Genomic DNA, 17,973 nt, shown 5'->3' with positions numbered 1-17,973 from the left:
GCGCATCCGGCGGCGAATTTCGCGCCAGCCGCGCTCATTGCCGCATCGCCGGCACGTCAGTCCTAGCGCGGCAAGGTCTCGAAACCTCGCCGCCCAACGCGCCGGTTTGTAACCGGCCCGTGAAGATGAACACGATCGAGGAGATCAACGATGTTGAACAAACAGAAAATCAGGACCACTGCCGGGCGCGGTCGCCTGTTCGACAGCATTCTCGACACGGTCGGCGACACGCCGGCGGTGCGCATCAACAATCTCGCGCCGGCCCATGCGACCATCTATGTCAAGGCCGAGTTCTTCAACCCCGCGGCCTCGGTGAAAGACCGGCTGGCGCTCAACATCATCGAGGAGGGCGAACGCAGCGGCGCGCTGAAGCCGCGCCAGACCGTGGTCGAGGCGACCAGCGGCAACACCGGGATTGGCCTTGCCATGGTCTGTGCGCAAAAAAACTATCCGCTGGTCGTCACCATGGCCGACAGCTTTTCCGTCGAGCGCCGCAAGCTGATGCGCATGCTCGGCGCCAAGGTGGTGCTGACGCCCCGCGCCGAAAAGGGTTTTGGCATGTACAAGAAGGCGGTCGAGCTGGCCGAGGCCAATGGCTGGTTCCTTGCCCGCCAGTTCGAGACGGCCGCCAATGCCGCCATCCACGAGGCGACGACCGCACGCGAAATCGTCAACGATTTCGCCGGCTCGCGGCTCGACTGTTTCGTCACCGGCTATGGCACCGGCGGCACCGTCGTCGGCGTGGCGCGCGTCTTGCGCCGCGAACGGCCCGATACACGCATCGTGCTCTCCGAGCCGGCCAACGCGCAACTGATCGGCAGCGGCAAGGCGCAGCCGCGCGGTGCCGATGGCGCTCCCGCCGCCAGCCATCCGGCCTTCGAGCCGCATCCCGTCCAGGGCTGGACGCCGGACTTCATCCCCAATGTCCTGCAGGAAGCGATCGACGCCAGCCTCTATGACGAGGTCATGCCGATCGCCGGACCGGAGGGCATCAAATGGGCGCGGGCGCTGGCCCAGAAGGAAGGCATCTTTACCGGCATTTCCGGCGGCGCCACCTTCGCCGTTGCGCGGCAGGTCGCGGAGAAGGCGCCGGTCGGGTCGGTGATCCTGTGCATGCTGCCCGACACTGGCGAGCGTTACATGTCGACACCATTGTTCGACGGCATCGAGGCCGAAATGGACGCCGGTGAGATGGCGCTGTCGCGCTCGACGCCCGGCTGCCAGTTCCCGGCGGCTTGACGGGGGGGTGTCATGGACGTCGCGCACGAACAACTCGACATGGTGGCCGAGGAAACGCTCGACCCCGCCGACTGGGCCGATGTCCAGGCCCTGTCGCATCGGGTCGTCGATGATGTCGTCGACTATCTGCGCGAGCTGCGCGACCGCCCCGTATGGCGGGAGATGCCCGGCCAGGTGCGGGACTTTTTCACCGCCCCGTTGCCGCGCTCGCCGGCACCGCTTGCCGCTGTCTACGAGGACGTCTCCCGCACCGTGATGTCCTACCCGATGGGCAACATCCACCCGCGCTTCTGGTCCTGGTACATGGGATCGAGCAACTTCACCGGCGCGCTCGGCGATTTCCTGGCGGCGATCCAGGGCTCCAATCTCGGCGGCGGCAACCATGCCGCCGGGCTGATGGACAGCCAGGTGGTGAACTGGTGCAAGGAGATGCTCGGCTTTCCGGCATCGGCCTCCGGCACGCTGGTCAGTGGCGGCTCGATGGCCAACATCATCGGCCTGACGGTGGCGCGCAACACCAAGGCGGGCATCGACGTGCGTGAGCACGGCGTCGCCGCGATCGAAAAACCGCTGCGCTTCTACGGCTCGGACCAGATCCATTCCTGCCACCGCAAGGCCATGGAAGCGCTCGGCTTGGGCAACCGGGCGCTGCGCCGGATTGCGACCGATGCCGGGCTGCGCATCGACATATCGGCCCTGCGCAGCGCGATATCGGAGGACCGGGCAGCCGGGTTCACGCCGGCCTGCGTCATCGGCAATGCCGGCACGGTCAACACCGGGGCGATCGACGACCTCAAGGCGCTGGCCAAACTCGCGCATGAGGAAGGCCTGTGGTTCCATGTCGACGGTTGCATCGGCGCGCTGATCGCCATCGCGCCTGACAACAAGCATCGCGTCGCTGGCGTCGAATGGGCCGATTCGATCGCGCTCGATCCGCACAAATGGCTGCATGCGCCCTTCGAGGTCGGCTGTGCGCTGGTCAGGGATGCCGCCGCGCACCGCCGGACCTTCGCGGTGACGCCCGAATATCTGGAATCGACGCCGCGCGGCCTGGCCTCCGGCGAGTGGCTGCACGACTATGGCCTGCAGACCTCGCGCGGCTTTCGCGCCCTGAAAGTGTGGATGGCGTTGAAAGAGCATGGCGTCGAAAAATTCGGCCGCCTGATCGACCAGAACATCGCGCAGGTCTCCTATCTGGCCGGGTTGATCGAAGCCGAGCCGTCGCTGGAGCTGGCGGCGGCGCCGACCATCAACATCGTCTGCTTCCGCTACCAGCCCGGTTTGGCGGGCGAAGCGCTCAAGGCGCTCAACATCGAGATCATGCTGCGGCTGCAGGAGCAAGGCATCGCGGCACTCTCCGACACCACCGTGCATGGCGGGCACTGGCTGCGCGTGGCGATCACCAACCATCGCACCCGACGTGACGATCTCGATCTGCTGGTGCGTGAAGTGGTGAGGCTCGGGCGTGAGATCACTACGCAGGGCCCGGTGTCTTCCTAGTTCCGGGCGGCCGTGCGAACCTGCGCGCGATGATTCGGGGAGGTCGGCGGTGACGCTGTTTCGCATGGTTGCGCTGGCGGCACTGGTCCTGGCCAATTCGGCCGAGGCCGCCGACATGGCCTTCTTCATCAAAAACCTGCGCAAGGAAGGGGTCGCGGTCGAGCTGTTCAGCCGCGACCGCGAGACCGTCTGGCCGGGCAACGACAAGGTGTTTCTCGTCGATCCGGGCTCGCAGAAATCAGTGCCGATCTCCTGCAATCAGGGCGAACGCATCTGCTATGGCGCCTGGGTCGAGGGCAATGACAAGATTTCCGCCGGCGTCGGGCCGGACAACGACCAGCCTTGCGATACCTGCTGCTTCATTTGCGTGGAACACACGACAGAGACGATCGACCTGGTGCCGTGATCAGGGATCTCGTGCAGGCGGTTATTCCGACGCGTCAGTCTGGAAGGCCGGCCTTGTGGAAGCCCTCGATGAAATGCGCGCGCGTCGCGTCGTCGCGGAAGGGCTCGGTCCAGACCCAATGGCTGGTGGTGAAATGCGGGTTGCCGACGAGGAACAGCTCGACCTCGGCGCGCGCCTCGTCGAGCCGGCCAAGTTGCGCAAGGCTCGCCGCCAGGAAGCGGCGTGAACTGGTGCGGTAGGTCTCGTCCCGGCGCAGCGTCTCGATGGCTGCTTCATAGTCACGCGCCGCATATTGCGCCTGGCCGAGCGTCAGATAGTACCAGCTCGCCGGAAACGGGTTCAACCGGAACGCCTTGCGAATGTGCTCAAGGCCTTGCTCGACCCGCCCGGCGAGCGTCGTTATATCGGACAATGTCGCCCAGGCGTCGGCCTCGTTGGGGTCGAGTTCGAAGGTCCTGGCGAATTCGGCATCCGCCTCGGTGAAATCATGCTCATAGGCAAGCAGATTGCCGAGCACCCAGTGGCAGCCGGCATCGTTGGGATCGATCGCGACCGCCTTGCGCGCCAGATCCAGGGCAATGCGGCGGTTGGGGTCGACCGGAGCGCCCCAATGCACCCATCCCATCCAGTGGTTCATGGCGAGCCAGCGATAGGCCTCGGCGTAGCCGGGATCGAGCGCCAGCGCACGCGTCAGCATCAGATGCGCTTCCCGCGCCGTCTGCGGCGAATCGTCGATCAGCTTGCGCGCCCGCACGCACAGATCGTAGGCGTCGAGATTGGTGGGCCGGTTGCGTGGCGGCGGCGCGCGCAGCCGGCCGAGCAGCGCTTCCACGATCTTGGCGGTCACCTCGTCCTGGACGGCAAAGATATCGTCCAGGCCGCGGTCGAAGCGCTCCGCCCACAGATGATCGCCGCTCGCCGCGTCGACCAGCTGCGCGTTGATGCGCACGCGCCCCGCATCGCGCCGCGCGCTGCCCTCCAACAGATAGCGGACGCCAAGCTCCCTGGCGATCTCGCGCACGTCCATCGCCTTTCCCTTGTAGGCAAAGGTTGAATTGCGCGCGATGACGAACAGGCCGGAGATCCTCGACAGGTCGGTGATCAGGTCTTCGGTCAAGCCGTCGCAGAAGGCGTCCTGCCCGGCATCGTTGCTGAAATTGACGAAGGGCAGCACCGCTATCGATGGCTTGTCAGGCAGCGGCAACGGCTTTCGCTTCGTGCCATTGAGGTGTTCGACGGCCGCCGTGAAACGATAGCCGACGCGTGGAACGGTGGCGATCCATTCGCCGCTCCCTTCACCCGCAATGCCGGGCGGGCCAAGCAGCTTGCGCAGCTGCGCGATCTGGACGGTGAGGTTGCCTTCCTCGACGGCCGTGCCGGGCCATGCCGCGTCCATCAGTTCGGCCTTCTCAAGGATTTCGCCGGATCTTGCGACCAGCGCCGCGAGCAGCTTCAGCCCGCGGTAGCCGATGGCCACGGGGACATCGTTCCGGAGCAGCGTTCCCGCACCGGCATCGAGCACGAACGGGCCAAAGGCAAAGCGCTCTCCCTGCATCGGCGCATCTATAGAGCAATTCGAGGCAAAACGCGAAGCGGAGAAGCGTGTAGCGCATTGCCAGGGAATTGCGTGAAAACAAAGCGTTAGACGCCGGTTTGGAACTTTTGAGAACTATTTGGGAGGGTTTAATTACGGCAGCGTTCGTATCCGGCAGAATTCAACCTCTTTCAGCTCGAGGGCCATCAAGTCCGGCCCCACGGAGGTTGTCATGAACCATATCCTTGCTTCGGTCCCGCAGGCACTGCGGCCGGGAATGCCCGCAAGTTCCACGCACGCGCCGCGTCGGCGCTACAGCCTGGCGAGCTTGCGAAACGCCATCGCTGCCTGGCGCGAGCAGGCACATTTTCGCTGGCAGCTGAAGCAGATGGCGCAAGCCAATCCGCATCTGATCGACGACATCGGCTTGACGACACGGCAGGTCGAGGAAGAGATCGCCAAGCTGCCCTTCTGGCAGCGATAAGGCGACCAAGCTGCCCTTTTGGCAGCGATAAGGCGAAATGCCGCGATGATTTGGCAGGGATTGCCGGCATCATCCCTTTAGCGCCGGCCCGCGTCATGCCATGATCCCCCCATCGGCCGTGGGGGCCGATTCAACATCGGGGGTTTCCATGTCTTTCACATCCGCGCGCCGGCTTGCCGCCGCGTTTTCGCTTGCCGTCCTGTTTGTCCCAGCCGCCCATGCCGGCGACGTCACCTTCGCCGTCAAGAACAGCCACCCCAATGCCATGCGCCTCGAGCTCTACAGCCAGGACCGCGACTATGTCTGGCCGGGCGATGGCAAGGATTTCTATCTCGACGACGGCGAGACCAAGCAGCTGCCGATTTCCTGCAACGAAGGCGAATCGATCTGCTATGGCGCCTGGGTCGACGGCGACGAAGGCACCTATTGGGGCGTCGGCCCCGGCAACAAGGAAAAATGCGAGGATTGCTGCTATACCTGCAGCGGCGGCGAGACCGAGGAGATCGATCTGGTCCCCTGACCGCTTTGCCAGCTTGACGGTTTTCCTGCTGGGAGCCATAGCCTGTCCAAATACCCAAGGCACGCCGCGTATTCAGGCGCGGCGTGCTCCAGGCAAACAGGGAGCACGCCAGTGGCCGGCACGGTCGAAAGCGACAAGATCGACGTCGGATTTTCCGGCAAGCGCTGCATCCATTCGCGCAATTGCGTGCTGGGCGACCCGCATGTCTTCGTGCCCAATGCGCCGGGCCAATGGATCCATCCCGAGGCGGCCAGCGTCGAAAAGATCGTCGCGCTGGCCGAGAACTGCCCCTCGGGCGCCATCACCTATGTGCGCAAGGATGGCGGGCCGCAGGAAAAGCCACCAGTGGTCAACACCGTGCGGCTACGAGAAAATGGTCCGCTGGCGGTGCATGCCGAGATCGTGCTTGGTGACGAGACTTTTTATCGCGCCACGCTCTGCCGCTGCGGCGCCTCGCAGAACAAGCCGTTCTGCGACAACAGCCACATCAAGGCGGGCTTTGCCGCCACCGGCGAACCGGCGCTGAAGGACACGCCCGCGCTGGAGACCCGTGACGGGCCGCTGAAGGCGACGCCGACCCCCAACGGTCCGCTCAAGCTCGAAGGCAATGTCGAGATCGTCACCGGCACCGGTCACACGGTCGACCGCACCACCAAGGTCTTCCTTTGCCGCTGCGGCCATTCCGCGAATAAGCCGTTCTGCGATGGCAGTCATAAGAAGGTGGGGTTTGTGGGATAGGTGAGTAGCCAATCTCCCCCCTCGTGGGGGAGATGTCCGGCAGGACAGAGGGGGGCGCCGTAGAGCGCTGCCTCCAACACGCAGCGAATAGTGCAACGCCTCATACGCCTTTGCCTCCAAGACATCGCGCAAACGCCAGATCGATGCGCAAGGTCATGACACCAGCTGAATTGAAGCTGTGGAACGAGCTTCGCGCACTGTTTGATGGGGCTTGGCTTCCGCCGGCAATTTCCAATCGCCGGCTACATTGTCGACTTTGCTTGTCCGGAGAAGAAACTTGTCGTCGAAGTCGATGGCTCCCAGCATGCGGACCCAATCACCGGCGACCAAGCCAGGACATTGCGCCTGGAGCAAGACGGCTGAATCGTTCTGCGCTTCTGGAACGACGACGTCATTCGCGACATCGATAATGTGTGCCAGCATATTGTTATGGCGGCCGGGCTCGGCTGATGCTGCCATAACCGCGGCAAGGTCGGCGGGACAGCGCCCCCCTCTGTCCTGCCGGACATCTCCCCCACGAGGGGGGAGATCGCTTGTGGCCCATCTCTCCCGGCTTTATCCGCAAGCCCGTATCCGCTAAGGGCAGGCAACCAAACAATCTGCCCGGACCCCGCCCCAAAATGACCAAGCCAAAACCTCTCTTCCTCGGCATCGACACCGGCGGCACCTACACCGATGCCGTGCTGTGGTCCGAGACCGAAGGTCCCCAGCAGGGAGCGAACAAGGGCAAGGTGCTGGCCAAGGCCAAGGCGCTGACCACGCGGCATGATCTGGCCGTCGGCATTTCTGGCGCCGTCGATGCGGTGCTGGAGAAAGCGGGCACCGATCCGGCTGACATCAAGCTGGTCTCGATGTCGACGACGCTCGCCACCAACGCACTGGTCGAGGGTCAGGGCGGCCGGGTGGCACTGGTCATGATCGGCTTTTCCGAGGCCGATCTTGCCCGCGATGGCTTGAAGACCGCACTTGGCACCGACCCGGTGGTGTTTTGTCCGGGCGGCCATGATGTGCATGGCAATGCGGCAAAGCTCGACCTGTCCGGGCTGGAGGCGATGCTGCCGGAACTCGGCGCCTCGGTGTCCGGCTTTGCCGTCTGCGCCTATTTCGCCACCCGCAATCCCGCGCATGAGATCGCCGCCCGCGAGCTGATCCGCGACAGGACCGGCCTGCCGGTCACGGCCAGCCATGAATTGTCGGCCAAGCTCGGCGGTCCGCGCCGGGCGCTCACCACGCTGCTCAACGCCAGGCTGATCTCGATGATCGACCGGCTGGTGGCGGCGACCGAGGGCTTTCTCGCGGCGCGCGACATCGCCGCGCCCCTGATGGTGGTGCGTGGCGATGGCGCGCTGGTTTCGGCGGCGTTTGCCCGCCAGCGGCCGATCGAGACGATCCTCTCGGGCCCCGCCGCCAGCCTCGTCGGCGCCCGCCACATGACCGGGCTCGACAATGCGGTGGTGTCCGACATTGGCGGTACCACCACCGACGTCGCCGTGCTCGATGGCGGCCGGCCGCGGCTCGATCCGGAAGGCGCCACCGTCGGTGGCTTCCGCACCATGGTCGAGGCGGTCGCCATGCGCACTTTCGGCCTCGGCGGCGATTCCGAGGTGACGCTGGAGGATGGCGCGCTCAACCCGAAAATCCTGCTCGGGCCGCGCCGCCTGGTGCCGCTGGCGCTGGCCGGCATGGCGCATGGCGAGGCGGTGACGGCGGAGCTCGAACGCCAGCTGCGCGCCCCCAACACCGGCCGCATGGATGGCCGCTTCGCGGTCCGCACCGGCGTGCCGGACCGGCTCGCGGCGGGGCTGACCGCGCCGGAGGCGAAGCTCTACGAGGCGATCGGCGCGACGCCGCTTGCCCTCGACAGGCTGCTGACCTCGAACGCCCAGAATGCCACCCTGAACCGGCTGGTCTCGCGCGGGCTGGTGCATATCTCGGGCTTTACGCCGTCGGATGCCGCGCATGTGCTCGGCAAGCAGGCGAACTGGGATGCCGCCGCCGCCCGCCTTGGCGCCGAACTGTTCGCCCGCAGGCGCGATGGCCGTGGCCAGCCGATCGCGGCCTCGCCGGAAGCGATTTCGGAGCGGGTGCTGGTGACGCTGACGCGCTGGTCGGCCGAATACATCCTGGAAACCGCCTTTGCCGAGGACGGGCTCGATGGTGCGGCCACGGTGGCGCACGCGCTGGTGCAGCGCGCCGTCGATGCGCATCCAGGCATCGCTCGCCTCAGCGTCGCGCTCGACCGTCCCGTCATTGGGCTGGGCGCTTCGGCCCCTCTGCATTACGCCGGTCTGGCGCCCTTGGTCGGCAATGACTGCGTGGTGCCCCGGGATACCGATGTCGCCAACGCGCTCGGCGCCGTCGTCGGCCAGGTCAGGGTTTCGGCCGAGGCCCGCGTCAGCCAGCCCAAGGAAGGCCTGTTCCGGCTTGCCTCGGGCGAAACGGTGCGCGACTTTCTCGACGAAGCGGCGGCGATCGCGGCCGCCGAGGCCGACGTGCGGGCGATTGTCGCCCAACGCGCCCGCGATGCCGGCACCGACAGCGCCGAGATCGAGGTCGCGACGGAGTTCCGTGTCTCGACCGTCGAAGCGCAGCGCATGTTCATCGAAGCGCATGTGGTGGCGGTGGCCTCGGGCAGGCCAAGGATCGCGGTTTAGATTCAGGTGAGGCCGGCCTGCAAATGGCGGCGTCCTGCGCTTCCGGTGCTCACGTCCCTTAAGTACGCTCCGCTCCGGTTCTCGGACGCCACCATTTTCGACTCGGCCTGACCTGAATCCTGCGCCTTCGTCATCCTAGGGCGGAGCGGGAGCGAAGCGACGTTGCGGAGACCCTAGGATCCATTCCGTGACGTTGGAGGTAGAGCGAACGGTTCAGAATGGCGCACGCAAACAGATGAAGAACACTCCGCACGGATGTGTCTTCAAAGAAGGCCTAAAATGCCCCACCTTCACCCTAAGCTGAATTGACCCTGCACCCCTGACATGCCAAACGCCCCGCAAAGCCTTTCATCTGGAGTAGCCTGATGACCGATCGCATCGAGATCGCCGGATTGCGCATTGCCCGCGAGCTACATGACTTCGTCGTCGACGAAGCGTTGCCCGGCACTGGCATCGAAGCGGCACGCTTCTGGAACGGCTTGTCCTCCATCGTCCATGATCTGGCGCCCAGGAACCGGGCGCTGCTGGCGAAACGCGATGCCATGCAGGAGAAGCTCGACGGCTGGTACCGCGACAAGGGCGCGCCGATCGACATGGGCGCCTACAAGGCGTTCCTGAAGGAGATCGGCTATCTCGTTCCCGAAGGTCCGGCCTTCAGCGTCTCGACCGAAAATGTCGATCCGGAAATCGCCGTCGTCGCCGGGCCGCAGCTCGTCGTGCCGGTAATGAACGCGCGCTATGCGCTCAACGCCGCCAATGCGCGCTGGGGTTCGCTCTACGATGCGCTGTACGGCACCGACGCCATTCCCGAGACCGGCGGCGCGCAGAAGGGCAAGGCCTTCAACCCCGCGCGCGGCGCCAAGGTGATTGCCTGGGCAAAGGACTTCCTCGACCAGTCGGCACCGCTGACCACGGGCAAATGGGCAGGCGTCAACGGGCTCTCGATCGCCAATGGCGCGCTGAAGCTCGGCGAGGGCGCCGGCGCCACCACCCTTGCCGACCCGAAACAGTTCGCCGGCTATCGCGGCGATGCCGAGAATCCGGAAGCCGTGCTTCTGGTCAAGAACGGCCTCCATATCGAAATCCTGATCGACCGCGCCAACCAGATCGGCCGCACCGACCCGGCTGGAATCGCCGACGTCATCCTGGAATCGGCTTTGACCACCATCCAGGACTGCGAGGACTCGGTCGCCGCTGTCGACGCTGAGGACAAGGTCGTCGTCTACCGCAACTGGCTCGGCCTGATGAAGGGCGACCTCGCCGAAGAAATCAGCAAGGGCGGCAAGAGCTTTGTCCGCAAGCTCAACCCCGACCGCGCCTACACTGGACCCGCCGGCGGCCAACTCACCGTGCCTGGCCGCTCGTTGATGCTGGTGCGCAATGTCGGCCACCTCATGACCAATCCGTCGATTCTGGACCGTGACGGCAACGAGGTGCCGGAAGGCATCATGGACGCGGCGATGACGGCGCTGATCGCGCTGCACGATGTCGGGCCGAAGGGGCGGCGGATGAACTCCCGCGCCGGTTCGATGTATGTGGTGAAGCCGAAGATGCACGGACCGGAGGAAGTCGCCTTCGCGGTCGAGATCTTCGACCGCGTCGAGGCGCTGCTCGGCATGGCGAAGAACACCATCAAGATGGGAATCATGGACGAGGAGCGGCGCACCACCATCAACCTCAAGGAAGCGATCCGCGCGGCACGCGAGCGCGTGGTGTTCATCAACACCGGCTTCCTCGACCGCACCGGCGACGAGATCCACACCTCGATGGAAGCCGGCCCGATGATCCGCAAGGGCGACATGAAGCAGGCCGCCTGGATTTCCGCCTACGAGGCCTGGAATGTCGACACCGGTCTCGAATGCGGGCTGGCCGGTCATGCCCAGATCGGCAAGGGCATGTGGGCGATGCCCGATCTGATGGCGGCGATGCTGGTCGAGAAGATCGCCCACCCCAAGGCCGGCGCCAACACTGCCTGGGTGCCGTCGCCGACGGCCGCGACGCTGCACGCCACGCACTATCACAAGGTCGATGTCCACGCCGTCCAGGCGGCGCTGAAGAGCCGGCCGAAGGCGAAACTCGACGATATCCTGTCGGTGCCGGTGGCCGTGCGGCCGAACTGGACACCCGACGAGATCCAGCGCGAACTCGACAACAACGCGCAAGGCATTCTGGGCTATGTCGTGCGCTGGATCGACCAGGGCGTCGGCTGCTCGAAAGTGCCCGACATCAACGATGTCGGCCTGATGGAAGATCGCGCCACGCTGCGCATCTCCTCGCAGCACATCGCCAACTGGCTGCGCCACAAGGTCTGCTCGGAAATCCAGGTCAGGGATTCGTTGCAGCGCATGGCGGCCATCGTCGATCTGCAGAATGTCGGCGATCCGCTCTACCGGCCGATGGCGCCGGATTTCGACAGTTCGATCGCCTTCCAGGCCGCCTGCGACCTGGTGTTCAAGGGAACCAGCCAGCCGAATGGCTACACCGAGCCGGTGCTGCATAAGCGGCGGCTGGAGTTGAAGGCGAAACAGGGCTGAGCTGGCGCAAGCTTGGACCGGAACCGGCCCACGGACCCTCCTGAATGGGCTCAGTTCAGCCCAAGCGCATCGCGCAGCTTCGAAACGTTATCTGCCAGCCGTCACCGGCCCGGCCGGTGCCTCGAGGTCGCCTCGCGAGCGTAGAGCCGGCAATGTTGTGCCCAGTGCTGCGGTCTCTACGCCGCCTGCGCCACACGCTCCGCGCTCATGCGATAGGAAATCGCCTCGGCCAGATGGATGCGGCCGACGGTTTCGCTGGCGTCGAGGTCGGCCAGCGTGCGCGCCACTTTCAACACCCGGTGGTAGGCGCGGGCGGAAAAGGCGAGTTTTTCGCTGGCGTCCTTGAGCAGCGACAGGCCGGCGGCATCGGGCATGGCGATCGCCTCGATGACAGCCGGCGCGCAATGCGCGTTGGTGGTGGCGCTGTTGACGCCGAGCCGTTCGAAGCGCTCGCGCTGGAGCGTGCGCGCGCGGCCGACGCGGAGTGCAACGTCAGCACTCTTCTCCGCCCTGTCGGGGCGGATCAGGTCGCTGGCCGAGACCGCCGGCACTTCAATACGAAGATCGATGCGGTCGAGCAGCGGTCCTGAGATGCGCGCTTGATAGTCGGTGCGGCAGCGTTCGCCGCGTACGCACCGATAACCCGGCTCGCCGGCCATGCCGCAGCGGCACGGGTTCATCGCCGCCACCAGCTGGATGCGTGCCGGATAGGTGACGCGGTGGTTGGCGCGCGCGATCATGCAGTCGCCGGTCTCAAGCGGCTGGCGCAGCGCATCGAGCGTCTGCGGCGTGAATTCGGGGAACTCGTCGAGGAACAGCACGCCGTGATGCGCTAGGGATACTTCGCCCGGCCGGGCGCGCATGCCGCCACCGACCATCGCCGCCATCGAGGCCGAGTGGTGCGGAGCGCGGAACGGTCGCCGGTCCGTCAGCTTGCCTTCGCCGAGCTCGCCGGCCACCGAGGCGATCATCGAGACCTCCAGGAGCTCCTTCGGCGCCAGCGGCGGCAGGATCGAAGGCAGCCGCTGCGCCAGCATCGATTTTCCAGAGCCGGGCGGACCGACCATCAGCAGGTTGTGGCCGCCGGCAGCCGCCACCTCCAGCGCCCGCTTGGCGGTCTCCTGGCCCTTGATGTCGGCGAGGTCGGGCAGGTCGCGCGGCGCGGCGCGGATGCCGGCCTCGGGCCGCGACAGCACCTGCGTGCCGCGGAAATGGTTGGCGATGGCAATCAGGCTGCGCGGCGCCAATATGTCGAAATCAGCGCCCGCCCAAGCAGCTTCCGGTCCGCAGGCGAACGGGCAGATCAGGCCCTTGCCCTCGGCATTGGCGCCGATCGCCGCCGGCAGCGCGCCGGCCACGGCGGTAATCGTGCCGTCGAGCGACAATTCGCCAAGCACGACATAGCCGGCCAGCATGTCGCCCGGAATGGCGCCAAGTGCTGCCATCAGGCCAAGCGCGATCGGCAGATCGTAGTGGCTGCCTTCCTTGGGCAGATCGGCCGGCGCCAAGTTAACGGTGACCTTCTTCGACGGCATCGACAGGCCCGACGCATGCAGCGCCGCCTGCACTCGCTCGCGGCTCTCGGCCACCGCCTTGTCGGGCAGTCCGACGATCTGGATGCCGACCTTGCCGGGCGCGATCATCACCTGCACGTCGACCGGCACGGCCTCGATGCCCTGGAAAGCGACCGTACGAACCCGCGCCACCATTCTTTGCCCCCGATGCCGTCTCTCCCCAGCCTTTGTGAGCCGGCCGCGAGCGACGTCAACGCGAGACAACCACAGATTTTAGCCCAAGGCAAGAACAATACAGGAACAAAGAGAGGCGTGCGCCTACCGTCGACGGGCTCGCAACAGCCTGCAAGGCGCCTCACCGAGCGCGTGACGATGCGAGCCGCGCAGGATGGAGGCGAATGTTCCGGGAAGATCACGACGGCTTCACCGCCAGAAAAGTGTTCCACCCTCGCTCCTTCCTGCCGACGCGGAAGCTGTGGCTGACAAGCTCCATGCCGGCGGCCTCGATGCGCGCCGCGAAGGCGTCCTTGCGCCAGTCGACCGTATGGTATCTGCCGCTCGTTTCGCCGTCGCCGTCGCGCATCGAGACGACAAAGGCACCACCGGGCCGCAACGCCCGCGCGATCTTCTCCAGAACCGGGTCGATCTGGTCGCGCGGCACATGGATCAGCACGGCAAGCGCCACCACCGCGTCATAGGGACCGCCAAGCTCGTCGGTGATCACGTCGAGCAGATCGCCGGTCTTGCCGCGTGCTGCCTGCAGTTCGAGAAAGCGCCGCGTCGCGTCGGTCCGCCGGACCTTGACGCCGAGGCCCTCCAGGAAGTCCGCATCGCGGCCAGGTCCGGACCCGATCTCCAGGATTCGGCCGCCCGGCCCGGCGATCGCCGCGGCGCGCTTGAGCACGGCCTGGTCGTTCGGGTGGGGAACATGTCCGACAATCTCGTCATAACGGACCGCGTAGTCCTCATACGACTCGACCGTCCGACGGCTCTGCGCCAGGGCTTTCGCGGGCACGGTCATCATTCTCTCTGTCTCCGTGCGCCAATCGTGTCTAGCGGATGCTGCCATAAGGCGCGTGGCCGTCGAGCAGGCCGATGTCGCGCTTGAAATGGTCGGACAGCGCGCGCTGATCGAGCAGGCGGCGCGACCGCGATCGGAAGGGAGCGACGAAGAGGTCCAGCATCGGATGACGGACTGTGACGCGCCGCGTGGAAGTGTTCATGGCCATGTCCTTTCGGGTTCGGTCGATGGTTTGAGTGTGCGCTTGCCGGCTCTTGGCTTCCAATCGAACGTCGCTTATCATGCATCAACAGGATTGATGTGTGATGAGCTGGGACCTGCCGCCATTGGGCGCCATCAGGGTGTTTGAAGCCGCATCGCGGCTGGGCAGCTTTACCAAGGCGGCCGAAGAGCTCGGCATGACCCAGTCGGCGGCGAGCTACCAGATCAAGGTGCTGGAGGAACGCGCCGGAACACCGCTTTTCGTAAGAAAAACAAGGCAGATCGCCTTGACCGAGGCCGGCGAGCAGCTGGCGCCGCACGCATCGGGTGCCTTCTCGGCGCTGGCCGATGCGTGGGTGGCGACCAAGGGCGGCGCCACCGGCGTGTTGTCGGTCACCACGGTCCAGACCTTTGCCTCGACCTGGCTCGCCGTGCGCCTTGGAGCATTCCAGCTGATGCATCCGGACCTTGCCGTGAAAGTCGACACATCGTCCCGGCTGGCCGATTTTGGGCGCGACGGCATGGATATCGGCATTCGCACCGGCACCGGGAAATGGCCGGGCCTGGCAGCCCACTATCTGTTCAAGGCGGATTACACGCCGATGCTCAGCCCGAGGCTGGTGCGGAGCGTGGGAGGCATCCGCCGGCCCGAGGATCTCTACAAGCTGCCACTATGCTGTTCGACCGATCCCTGGTGGAAGATCTGGTTCGAAGCAGCCGGCGCCCGCTTCGAGCCCGATCGCATCATAGCCGGCCCGGAACTTGGCACGCAGGCCTACGACGCGATGGCGGCGCTGACCGATCAGGGCGTCGCCATCCTCACCCGCAACCTCTACAGCTCGTTGCTGGCGACAGGACAGCTCATTCAGCCGTTCGAGGCCATGGGGTCCGACGGCGACGGCTACTGGCTGGTGCATTCCGAAAGCCGCCGCAACACCCCGAAGATCAGGCTGTTCAGGGACTGGGTGCTGGCCGAGACGGCTGATGTCAGGGAGCGCGAACAGGGCCGGGTCGAAGAGCCTTGATCAAATCAGGAACATCAGGGGAACCGGTAACCGGACCGGTTGCGCCCCGGTTGTAGCCGGCTGCAAAAAGCGGAACATGGTTAACACAAAATGAAAACGGATTATGTCCGCTTCGCTTCGACCGCATCCCAGAACAGGGCGGCAATATCCGCCCCGCCGAAGCGATGCACTTCGCGCACGCCCGTCGGCGAGGTGACATTGATCTCGGTCATGTAGTCGCCGATGACATCGATGCCGACCAGGATGAAGCCGCGTTCCCTGAGCGACGGCCCGATGCGGGCGCAGATCTCGCGCTCGCGCGCCGTCAGCTCGGTTTTCTCGGCACGGCCGCCGACATGCATGTTGGAGCGCGAATCGTGCTCGGCCGGCACCCGGTTGATGGCGCCGACCGGCTCGCCGTCGATCAGGATGATGCGTTTGTCGCCCTTGCGCACATCCTTCAGGTAGCGCTGCACGATATAGGGCTCGCGGAACAGCTGGCCGAACATTTCGAGCAGCGAGGCGAGGTTGCGGTCGGCCTCGTGCAGATGGAAGATGCCCGCGCCGCCATTGCCGTAGAGCGGCTTGACGATGATGTCGCCGAATTCCTTGCGGAAGGCGGCCACCTCGAGCGGATCCTTGGTGATCAGCGTGTCCGGCATCAGATCGGAAAACTCGGTGACGAAGATCTTTTCCGGGCTGTTGCGCACCCAGGCCGGGTCGTTGACGACCAGCGTCTTCGGATGGATGCGCTCGAGGATATGCGTGGTGGTGATGTAGTTCATGTCGAAGGGAGGGTCCTGGCGCAGCAGGATGACGTCCATCTCCGACAGGTCGGTGCGAACCTTTTCGCCCAGCGAGTAGTGGCTGCCCTTTTCGTCGCGCACCTGCATCTCCTCGATGCGGGCAAACACCTTGCCGTCGCGCAGCGACAGGCGGTCGGGCGTGTAGTGGAACAATTGATGGCCGCGCCGCTGCGCTTCCAGCGACAGCGCGAACGAGGTGTCGCCGGCGATCGACACGGTCGAGACATGGTCCATCTGGACGGCGATTTTCAGCTTCATGGCGGATCCCCAGCGCAGTCAACGCAAGCGATATAAGGGTCCCGGCGCCTTCTGCCAATCGGGCCACGCCGTTAACGGTCGAAGACCAGCCGCGAGTAACCCAGGAAGGACAGCGTCATGGCTGCCAGCGAAGCGATGGCAAGCGCCGCCAGTGGTGGCGCCGCCGGCAGCACCAGCAGGATGGCTGAGTAGACGGCATAGTTGACGATGCTGGTGGCGACGCCGACGCCGCCATAGCGGGCGCCTTCCTGTGTCACGCCCCTGCTCGACGGCGAGAAGGTCAGGTGCCGGTTGATCTGCCAGGTGACGCAGAGCGCGAAGCCGATCGACAGCATGCGGGCGACGAAGGGTCCGAGCGGCGTGACGGCGAGCAGCAGCCACAGCGCCGCCGCGTCGGCGACGAAGCCGATGCCGCCGGCGAAGACAAAGCGGACGATGCGTTGCATCGGTCAGGCCGCACGCGAGGCCTTGCCCGGTTGCGGCTTCCGAACCACGTCGCCGGTGCGGCGCTCGACACGGCCCGAAGGCATGGAGAGATAGAAGATCCGCTTCTGCTCGGCGCGCCCACGCGAGACCGAATCGAGGATCAGTCCGGTCACCGCCGCCAGCATGGACAGAAGCAGCAGGCCGACCGACAGCACCCAGGTCGGCATGCGCGGTACCAGGCCGGTCTCGGCGAATTCGACCAGCACCGGCGCCATCAGGAACAGGCTCGAGGCCAGGAAGAACAGCGAAAAGGCGCCGAAGAAGCGCAACGGCTGCGTCTCCTTCATCAGCATGGCGAACATCCACAGGATCCTGGCGCCGTCGCGGAAGGTCGACAGCTTCGACGACGAGCCTTCCGGCCGGCGGCCGTAGTCGAGCGCAATCTCGCTGACCGGCAATTTGAGCTGCGAGGCGTGCACCGACATTTCGGTCTCGATCTCGAAGCCGCCGGAGACGGCGGGGAAGCTCTTGACGAAACGCCTGGTGAAGACGCGGTAGCCGGAGAAAATGTCCGTGAAATCGCTGCCGAACAGCCATTTGTAGAGGCTGTTGAAGGCCCGGTTGCCGAAGGCATGGCCGGCCCTGCCGGCATCGTCGGTGACGCCGCGCCTGGTGCCCACCACCATATCGCAACGCTCGGTCAGGAGCGTGTTGATCAATTGCGGCGCGTCCTCGGGCGCGTAGGTGCCGTCGCCATCGGCCATCAGGTAGATGTCGGCGTCGATGTCGGCGAACATGCGCCGCACCACATTGCCCTTGCCCTGGCGCGGCTCGCGAACCACGATGGCGCCGGCCGCGCGGGCGCGCAGCGCCGTCAGATCCTTCGAATTGTTGTCGTAGACATAGATGGTTGCCGCGGGCAGCGTCTCGCGGAACCGCCGCACCACCTCGGCGATGGTCAGCTCCTCATTATAGCAGGGCAGGAGCACGGCGATGACGGGTTCATGGCTGATGTCTTGCGGCATTTTCGTCTCCGAATGCCTTGTCGACCATGCGGTCGCGCTCCGGAAACCGGCCGCGTTCAGGCGGTTTTACTATTTATTGAAGCCGTTAAGGCTAGGTTTAAGACCGACT

Annotated in this window: 16 protein-coding genes and 1 pseudogene; 10 read left to right on the top strand and 7 right to left on the bottom strand. The window is 65.4% G+C overall.

What is annotated here, in order from left to right; translation table 11 throughout:
* Window positions 1-150: 150 nt before the first annotated feature.
* From EN851_RS31350 to EN851_RS31340, 3 genes are read left to right on the top strand one after another with little or no spacing between them, the layout of a single operon-like run.
* Window positions 151-1,239 carry a pyridoxal-phosphate dependent enzyme gene (locus EN851_RS31350; protein ID WP_135921783.1) on the top strand — a complete coding sequence of 363 codons (1,089 nt, stop codon included), beginning with the start codon at window positions 151-153 and terminating at the stop codon, window positions 1,237-1,239.
* A 12-nt stretch (window positions 1,240-1,251) separates the two neighbouring features.
* Window positions 1,252-2,739, top strand: coding sequence for an aspartate aminotransferase family protein (locus EN851_RS31345; protein WP_135921784.1), 1,488 nt, complete (start codon window positions 1,252-1,254; stop codon window positions 2,737-2,739).
* 49 nt (window positions 2,740-2,788) lie between these two features.
* On the top strand, window positions 2,789-3,145 hold the full coding sequence (locus EN851_RS31340; RefSeq protein ID WP_135883849.1) for a hypothetical protein: 357 nt from the start codon (window positions 2,789-2,791) through the stop codon (window positions 3,143-3,145).
* 34 nt (window positions 3,146-3,179) lie between these two features.
* On the opposite strand, the gene EN851_RS31335 is transcribed toward EN851_RS31340, so the two are convergent.
* On the bottom strand, window positions 3,180-4,700 hold the full coding sequence (locus EN851_RS31335; RefSeq protein WP_135930741.1) for a winged helix-turn-helix domain-containing tetratricopeptide repeat protein: 1,521 nt from the start codon (window positions 4,698-4,700) through the stop codon (window positions 3,180-3,182).
* Window positions 4,701-4,911: 211 nt separating this feature from the next.
* Between EN851_RS31335 and EN851_RS31330 the strand changes: the two genes are divergently transcribed.
* The 6 genes and pseudogenes from EN851_RS31330 to EN851_RS31305 all read left to right on the top strand — a co-directional run bounded on the left by EN851_RS31330 (window position 4,912) and on the right by EN851_RS31305 (window position 11,609).
* On the top strand, window positions 4,912-5,163 hold the full coding sequence (locus EN851_RS31330; protein WP_135862849.1) for a DUF1127 domain-containing protein: 252 nt from the start codon (window positions 4,912-4,914) through the stop codon (window positions 5,161-5,163).
* 148 nt (window positions 5,164-5,311) lie between these two features.
* Window positions 5,312-5,683 (top strand): hypothetical protein, encoded by a 372-nt coding sequence (locus tag EN851_RS31325; RefSeq protein WP_127279667.1) that lies wholly within the window; start codon window positions 5,312-5,314, stop codon window positions 5,681-5,683.
* A gap of 111 nt (window positions 5,684-5,794) precedes the next feature.
* The gene (locus EN851_RS31320; protein WP_135883846.1) at window positions 5,795-6,421 is read left to right on the top strand and encodes a CDGSH iron-sulfur domain-containing protein; all 627 of its coding nucleotides are present in this window, start codon (window positions 5,795-5,797) and stop codon (window positions 6,419-6,421) included.
* Between the two features lie 143 nt (window positions 6,422-6,564).
* Window positions 6,565-6,871: pseudogene (locus EN851_RS31315) on the top strand (endonuclease domain-containing protein).
* Window positions 6,872-7,041: 170 nt separating this feature from the next.
* Window positions 7,042-9,075, top strand: coding sequence for a hydantoinase/oxoprolinase family protein (locus EN851_RS31310; RefSeq protein ID WP_135921786.1), 2,034 nt, complete (start codon window positions 7,042-7,044; stop codon window positions 9,073-9,075).
* 365 nt (window positions 9,076-9,440) lie between these two features.
* A complete protein-coding gene (locus EN851_RS31305) occupies window positions 9,441-11,609 on the top strand; it encodes a malate synthase G (protein ID WP_135921787.1) in 2,169 nt (722 codons plus the stop codon).
* 176 nt (window positions 11,610-11,785) lie between these two features.
* Here the strand turns inward: EN851_RS31305 and EN851_RS31300 are convergent, their stop codons facing one another.
* The 3 genes from EN851_RS31300 to EN851_RS36540 form a co-directional block, all read right to left on the bottom strand.
* Complete coding sequence (locus EN851_RS31300; RefSeq protein ID WP_135930740.1) at window positions 11,786-13,318, bottom strand: YifB family Mg chelatase-like AAA ATPase; 1,533 nt, start codon at window positions 13,316-13,318, stop codon at window positions 11,786-11,788.
* A gap of 217 nt (window positions 13,319-13,535) precedes the next feature.
* Window positions 13,536-14,144, bottom strand: coding sequence for a class I SAM-dependent methyltransferase (locus tag EN851_RS31295; RefSeq protein WP_135930779.1), 609 nt, complete (start codon window positions 14,142-14,144; stop codon window positions 13,536-13,538).
* Window positions 14,145-14,175: 31 nt separating this feature from the next.
* Complete coding sequence (locus EN851_RS36540) at window positions 14,176-14,346, bottom strand: hypothetical protein (RefSeq protein ID WP_167531389.1); 171 nt, start codon at window positions 14,344-14,346, stop codon at window positions 14,176-14,178.
* 103 nt (window positions 14,347-14,449) lie between these two features.
* On the opposite strand from EN851_RS36540, the gene EN851_RS31290 reads away from it, so the two are divergent.
* The gene (locus tag EN851_RS31290; protein WP_135930739.1) at window positions 14,450-15,370 is read left to right on the top strand and encodes a LysR substrate-binding domain-containing protein; all 921 of its coding nucleotides are present in this window, start codon (window positions 14,450-14,452) and stop codon (window positions 15,368-15,370) included.
* A 101-nt stretch (window positions 15,371-15,471) separates the two neighbouring features.
* Here the strand turns inward: EN851_RS31290 and gshB are convergent, their stop codons facing one another.
* The 3 genes from gshB to EN851_RS31275 form a co-directional block, all read right to left on the bottom strand.
* Window positions 15,472-16,413: a glutathione synthase gene (gene gshB / locus EN851_RS31285; RefSeq protein ID WP_127277974.1), complete on the bottom strand. Its 942-nt coding sequence runs from the start codon at window positions 16,411-16,413 to the stop codon at window positions 15,472-15,474.
* Window positions 16,414-16,484: 71 nt separating this feature from the next.
* The gene (locus EN851_RS31280; protein WP_135930738.1) at window positions 16,485-16,859 is read right to left on the bottom strand and encodes a GtrA family protein; all 375 of its coding nucleotides are present in this window, start codon (window positions 16,857-16,859) and stop codon (window positions 16,485-16,487) included.
* A gap of 3 nt (window positions 16,860-16,862) precedes the next feature.
* Window positions 16,863-17,864, bottom strand: a complete 1,002-nt coding sequence (locus EN851_RS31275) for a glycosyltransferase (protein WP_127871116.1) — start codon at window positions 17,862-17,864, stop codon at window positions 16,863-16,865.
* Window positions 17,865-17,973: the final 109 nt, after the last annotated feature.

The sequence above is a fragment of the Mesorhizobium sp. M8A.F.Ca.ET.208.01.1.1 genome (assembly GCF_004791315.1).
Lineage (GTDB): Bacteria > Pseudomonadota > Alphaproteobacteria > Rhizobiales > Rhizobiaceae > Mesorhizobium.
The sequence above is the reverse complement of the archived record's forward strand: the minus strand, read 5'-3'. Positions and strand labels throughout refer to the sequence as shown.